Origin of the sequence: Streptomyces sp. NPDC058239 (assembly GCF_042882185.1) — a bacterium.
Taxonomy (GTDB): Bacteria; Actinomycetota; Actinomycetes; order Streptomycetales; family Streptomycetaceae; genus Streptomyces.
The window spans coordinates 226,386-232,593 of sequence record NZ_JBHVWS010000008.1; the positions used below are offsets into that span (position 1 = coordinate 226,386).

Below are 6,208 nucleotides of genomic sequence, written 5' to 3' on the forward strand. Positions count from 1 at the left end.
GCCCATGGGTGTCCCGGGGCACGGCGGTGGGGGGGGGGGGGGCCCCCCCCCGGGCGCCCCCACAACCCCCCCCCCGGGCGCGGCCGGCACTAGGGGGTCCACCCCCCCCCCGGGGGGGGCGCCCCCCCTTGGGCTCGCCTCCCTAAAACCCCCCGGGGGCGGCCCCCCCCCCCGCGCCGGCCCCCCCCGCTTCTGTCGCACGACAGCCCTGGTTACTTCACCGGCTCGGGCTCCGGTGCGTCCACCGGCTCCGCCTCGCCGGCCGGGTCGGCCGGGGTCTTCACGGAGTCCAGCAGCAGCTGCGATACGTCGACCACCTGGACCGACTCCTTCGCCTTGCCGTCGTTCTTCTTGCCGTTGACCGAGTCGGTCAGCATGACGAGGCAGAACGGGCAGGCGGTGGAGACGATGTCCGGGTTGAGGGAGAGGGCTTCGTCGACGCGCTCGTTGTTGATGCGCTTGCCGATCCGCTCCTCCATCCACATCCGGGCACCACCGGCACCGCAGCAGAAGCCGCGCTCCTTGTGGCGGTGCATCTCCTCGTTCCTGAGGCCCGGAACCTTCGCGATGATCTCGCGCGGCGGGGTGTAGATCTTGTTGTGGCGGCCCAGATAGCACGGGTCGTGGTACGTGATCAGACCCTCGACCGGGGTCACCGGGATCAGCTTGCCCTCGTCGATGAGGTGCTGGAGCAGCTGGGTGTGGTGGATGACCTCGTACTCGCCGCCGAGCTGCGGGTACTCGTTCGCGATGGTGTTGAAGCAGTGCGGGCAGGTCGCGACGATCTTCTTCGACGACTTCGGCTTCTTCGTCCCGGGCTCGTCGTCATCCTCGCCGAACGCCATGTTCAGCATCGCGACGTTCTCCTGGCCGAGCTGCTGGAACAGCGGCTCGTTGCCCAGGCGGCGGGCCGAGTCACCCGTGCACTTCTCGTCGCCGCCCATGATCGCGAACTTGACGCCCGCGATGTGGAGGAGCTCCGCGAAGGCCTTGGTGGTCTTCTTGGCCCGGTCTTCGAGAGCGCCCGCGCAGCCGACCCAGTACAGGTAGTCGACCTCGGACAGGTCCTCGACGTCCTTGCCGACGATCGGGACCTCGAAGTCGACCTCCTTGGTCCACTCGACGCGCTGCTTCTTGGCGAGCCCCCAGGGGTTGCCCTTCTTCTCCAGGTTCTTGAGCATCGTGCCCGCCTCGGACGGGAACGCGGACTCGATCATCACCTGGTAGCGGCGCATGTCGACGATGTGGTCGATGTGCTCGATGTCGACCGGGCACTGCTCCACGCACGCACCGCAGGTGGTGCAGGACCAGAGCACGTCCGGGTCGATGACGCCGTTCTCCTCGACCGTGCCGATCAGCGGGCGCTCGGCCTCCGCGAGGGCAGCGGCGGGGACGTCCTTCAACTGCTCCTCGGACGCCTTCTCGTTGCCCTCCATGTCCTTGCCGCCGCCGGCCAGCAGATACGGGGCCTTGGCGTGCGCGTGGTCGCGCAGGGACATGATCAGGAGCTTCGGGGAGAGCGGCTTGCCCGTGTTCCAGGCGGGGCACTGCGACTGGCAGCGACCGCACTCCGTACACGTGGAGAAGTCGAGGATGCCCTTCCAGGAGAACTGCTCGACCTGGGAGACACCGAAGATGTCGTCCTCGCCCGGGTCCTCGAAGTCGATCTCCTTGCCGCCCGACGTCATCGGCTGCAGAGCGCCGAGCGCGACCGCGCCGTCCGCGTTCCGCTTGAACCAGATGTTGGGGAAGCCGAGGAAGCGGTGCCAGGCGACACCCATGTTCGTGTTGAGCGAGACCGTGATCATCCAGATCAGCGAGATGCCGATCTTGATCATCGCGGTGAAGTAGATGAGGTTCTGCAGCGTGCCGAGCGCGAGGCCCTTGAACGCCAGGACCAAGGGGTACGAGATGAAGTACGCGGCGTCGTAGCCCTCGACGTGGTGGATCGCGCCCTCGAGACCGCGCAGGGTCAGGATCGCCAGACCGATGCCGAGGATGACGTACTCGACGAAGTACGCCTGCCAGGCCTTGGAGCCCGCGAAACGGGACTTGCGGCCGGCCCGGGACGGCAGGTTCAGCAGCCGGATGGCGATCAGCACGAGGATGCCGACCGTCGTCATCAGACCGATGAACTCGGTGTACATCTCGAACGGCAGCCAGTTGCCGATGATCGGCAGGACCCAGTCGGCCTTGAAGAGCTGCCCGTACGCCTGGAGCAGCGTCGGCGGCAGCGTCAGGAAGCCGATGGCGACGAACCAGTGCGCGAAGCCGACGATCCCCCACCGGTTCATCCGGGTATGGCCGAGGAACTCCTTGACCAGGGTGATCGTGCGCTGTTTCGGGTTGTCGGTGCGGCTGCCTGCCGGGACCGGCTGTCCGAGCTTGACGAACCGGTAGATCTGCGCGACGGCTCGGGCGATGAGCGCAACGCCGACCACAGTCAGCACCAGCGACACGATGATCGCGGCGAGTTGCATTTGGGGGCTCCTCGGGCCTGCGAGGGTGGGATCCAGCGTCTACAAGCGAATACTGGCGATTACTAAGCAGTAACTTAATCAGTCTGTGCTGACACTATCCACTTATTCCGCCGCGCTGTAGCCGCATCGGCGGTGATCTGTGTCGCTCAGGTGTGCCTTGCCGTGCCGGGTGAGTCTGCGGATCGCCCTGCGCAGCGGAGCGTGTGCGGCTCTCGCCAGGATGGCCAGGTCGAGTCCCACCCAGTGGTGCTCGGCGTAGTGCTGGTCGAGCAGGGCCGGCTCGTCCCACGGCATTCCGGAGCGGGAGCGTACCTGCGCCAGGCCGGTGAGGCCCGGTTTCAGTTCCTGTCGCCAGTGTCTCGCGGCGGTGGTGGCGGCGGTTTCGGGGGTATCGGCATCGGCTCCGGGGGGCCGGGCCCGCTCGTCGTCCGGTGTCAGGGGCTCCGGGCCGACCAGGGAGAGGTCTCCCCGTACGACGTGCAGCAGCCGGGAGAGCAGATCCAGCCGCAGCCGCCGGGTGCGCAGCGAATGCAGTACGAAGAGGTGGCCGCCCTGGCCGATCCGGGGTGAGCGGGTCAGTACGCCGCCGGGGGGCCGCCGCGCCGCGAGGGCGAGGGCGCCCGCGGCGAGCAGAGGAGCGGCCAGTGCCAGCAGGGCCGAGCCGAGGGTCAGGTCCAGTACGCGCTTGGCCGACGGTCTCGCCCGCCGCCATTCCCGTAGCCACTCCCATGTCCACTCCCGCGGCTGTGCCTGCATACGGATCGGCATGCGGCCCGGCGTGCGGCCCGGCCTCTGCCCCTGTCTCTGCCTCTGCATCGTTCGCACCTGCCTGGGGGTCGGGCGGATCGAGTGCCGGTTTTGCGTGACTCACGGCATTTTGTGACAGAACGATCCCATGGCGCGATGATGGGGGCGGCCTGCTTGGCCCGCGGGGCGGGTGGGTGTCGTCCTTGATCTCCTTGTGCGCGCGAGGTGCGTGCACGATAGTTGAGTCTGCTCGACTCAACTCTGTTGACACTGAGACGCCTGTCGTGCATCCTTGAGTCAGTTCCACTCAAGTAGTCAAGCTGGAGGAATTGAAATGGCACGTGCGGTCGGCATCGACCTGGGCACGACTAACTCCGTCGTCAGCGTTCTCGAAGGCGGCGAGCCCACCGTCATCACCAACGCAGAGGGCGCCAGGACCACGCCGTCCGTCGTCGCCTTCGCGAAGAACGGCGAGGTGCTGGTCGGCGAGGTCGCCAAGCGTCAGGCAGTGACCAACGTCGACAGGACCATCCGCTCCGTCAAGCGCCACATGGGCACTGACTGGAAGATCGACCTGGACGGCAAGAGCTTCAACCCGCAGCAGATGAGCGCCTTCATCCTGCAGAAGCTGAAGCGGGACGCCGAGTCGTACCTGGGCGAGAAGGTGACCGACGCGGTCATCACGGTCCCCGCGTACTTCAACGACTCCGAGCGTCAGGCGACGAAGGAGGCCGGCGAGATCGCGGGCCTGAACGTCCTGCGTATCGTCAACGAGCCGACGGCCGCCGCGCTGGCGTACGGGCTCGACAAGGACGACCAGACGATCCTCGTCTTCGACCTCGGTGGCGGCACCTTCGACGTATCGCTGCTGGAGATCGGCGACGGCGTCGTCGAGGTGAAGGCCACCAACGGTGACAACCACCTCGGTGGTGACGACTGGGACCAGCGCGTCGTCGACTACCTGGTGAAGCAGTTCGCCAACGGTCACGGCGTGGACCTGTCCAAGGACAAGATGGCTCTCCAGCGTCTGCGCGAGGCTGCGGAGAAGGCGAAGATCGAGCTCTCGTCCTCGACCGAGACCACGATCAACCTGCCCTACATCACGGCGTCCGCCGAGGGCCCGCTGCACCTGGACGAGAAGCTCACGCGCTCGCAGTTCCAGCAGCTCACCGCCGACCTCCTGGACCGCTGCAAGAGCCCGTTCCACAACGTCATCAAGGACGCGGGCATCCAGCTCTCCGAGATCGACCACGTCGTTCTCGTCGGTGGCTCCACCCGTATGCCGGCCGTCGCCGAGCTCGTCAAGGAGCTGACCGGTGGCCAGGAGGCCAACAAGGGTGTGAACCCGGACGAGGTCGTCGCCATCGGCGCCTCGCTCCAGGCCGGTGTCCTCAAGGGCGAGGTCAAGGACGTCCTGCTCCTCGACGTCACCCCGCTGTCCCTCGGCATCGAGACCAAGGGCGGCATCATGACGAAGCTCATCGAGCGCAACACCACGATCCCGACCAAGCGCTCCGAGATCTTCACGACGGCCGAGGACAACCAGCCGTCCGTGCAGATCCAGGTCTACCAGGGCGAGCGCGAGATCGCGGCGTACAACAAGAAGCTCGGAATGTTCGAGCTGACCGGCCTGCCGCCGGCCCCGCGTGGCGTCCCGCAGATCGAGGTCGCGTTCGACATCGACGCGAACGGCATCATGCACGTCGCTGCCAAGGACCTCGGCACCGGCAAGGAGCAGAAGATGACCGTCACCGGTGGCTCCTCGCTGCCGAAGGACGAGGTCAACCGGATGCGTGAGGAGGCCGAGCAGTACGCGGAGGAGGACCACCGCCGTCGCGAGGCCGCCGAGTCCCGCAACCAGGGCGAGCAGCTCGTCTACCAGACGGAGAAGTTCCTCAAGGACAACGAGGACAAGGTCCCCGGTGACGTGAAGACGGAGGTGGAGACCGCGCTCACCGAGCTGAAGGAGAAGCTCAAGGGCGAGGACACCGCCGAGATCCGTACCGCCACCGAGAAGGTCGCGGCCGTCTCCCAGAAGCTGGGCCAGGCGATGTACGCCAACGCCCAGGCCGAGGGCGGTCCGCAGGGTGACCCGCAGCCGGGCGCCCAGCAGGCCAAGGCCGACGACGACGTCGTCGACGCCGAGATCGTGGACGACGAGAAGGACGCGAAGGGCGGTGCGGTGTGACCGAGGAGACTCCGGGTTTCGAGGAGAAGCCCGACGTCCCCTCCGGCGCCACCCCTGACGGAGCTGAGCCGAAGGACGCCCCCTCCTCTTCCGAGGAGGAGGCGTCCCCGGCCGGGGACGCAGTACAGACAGTCGGTCTGACGGCCCAGCTGGACCAGGTCCGCACCGCGCTCAACGAGCGCACGGGCGACCTCCAGCGGCTCCAGGCCGAGTACCAGAACTACCGTCGCCGCGTCGAGCGGGACCGGGCCACGGTCAAGGAGATCGCAGTCGCGGGTCTCCTGTCCGAGCTCCTGCCCGTGCTCGACGACGTCGGCCGGGCCCGTGAGCACGGCGAGCTCGTGGGCGGGTTCAAGTCGGTGGCCGAATCGCTGGAGACGGTCGTCGCCAAGCTGGGCCTGCAGCAGTTCGGCAAGGAGGGCGAGCCCTTCGACCCGACGATCCACGAAGCCCTGATGCACTCGTACGCGCCGGATGTCACCGAGACGACCTGCGTGGCGATCCTGCAGCCGGGGTATCGGATCGGCGAGCGCACCATCCGCCCCGCGCGGGTGGCGGTGGCCGAACCCCAGCCGGGTGCGGCAGCCAAGGAAGAAAAGGCAACCGACGAGGAGAGCGGTGGCACCGAGGAGGTCTGACATCCTGTCTGACCACCTCGCGGCCAACCGCCCGGCCATGGGCCCCGGCCACGGGGGCGGGGGGGGGGGGGAAGTGCGGGGTCGTGGGCGGGGGTGTGGGCGAATGAGTTTGGGGGGGAGGGCGTAAAAAAGGGTCGACGCGGGCCCCCACGGCC

4 protein-coding genes are annotated in these 6,208 nt (G+C 67.7%); 2 read left to right on the plus strand and 2 right to left on the minus strand.

All coding sequences use genetic code 11. The features are described from left to right. Window positions 1-212 precede the first annotated feature (212 nt). Window positions 213-2,480, minus strand: a complete 2,268-nt coding sequence (locus tag ACFVYE_RS13215) for a (Fe-S)-binding protein (RefSeq protein WP_383974730.1) — start codon at window positions 2,478-2,480, stop codon at window positions 213-215. A 102-nt stretch (window positions 2,481-2,582) separates the two neighbouring features. Beyond that, window positions 2,583-3,236: a sugar transferase gene (locus tag ACFVYE_RS13220; protein WP_389605506.1), complete on the minus strand. Its 654-nt coding sequence runs from the start codon at window positions 3,234-3,236 to the stop codon at window positions 2,583-2,585. Between the two features lie 325 nt (window positions 3,237-3,561). On the opposite strand from ACFVYE_RS13220, the gene dnaK reads away from it, so the two are divergent. Then, window positions 3,562-5,415 (plus strand): molecular chaperone DnaK, encoded by a 1,854-nt coding sequence (gene dnaK, locus ACFVYE_RS13225; protein WP_266360174.1) that lies wholly within the window; start codon window positions 3,562-3,564, stop codon window positions 5,413-5,415. Next, window positions 5,412-6,053, plus strand: coding sequence for a nucleotide exchange factor GrpE (gene grpE, locus ACFVYE_RS13230; protein ID WP_383974734.1), 642 nt, complete (start codon window positions 5,412-5,414; stop codon window positions 6,051-6,053). Before dnaK ends, grpE begins: the two co-directional genes overlap by 4 nt. Window positions 6,054-6,208 lie beyond the last annotated feature (155 nt).

Bases quoted from the DNA above. Each gene is read 5' to 3' on its own strand.
- ACFVYE_RS13220 (WP_389605506.1), bottom strand. From the start codon at position 3,236: ATGCAGGCACAGCCGCGGGAGTGGACATGGGAGTGGCTACGGGAATGG.
- ACFVYE_RS13215 (WP_383974730.1), bottom strand. From the start codon at position 2,480: ATGCAACTCGCCGCGATCATCGTGTCGCTGGTGCTGACTGTGGTCGGC.
- dnaK (WP_266360174.1), top strand. From the start codon at position 3,562: ATGGCACGTGCGGTCGGCATCGACCTGGGCACGACTAACTCCGTCGTC.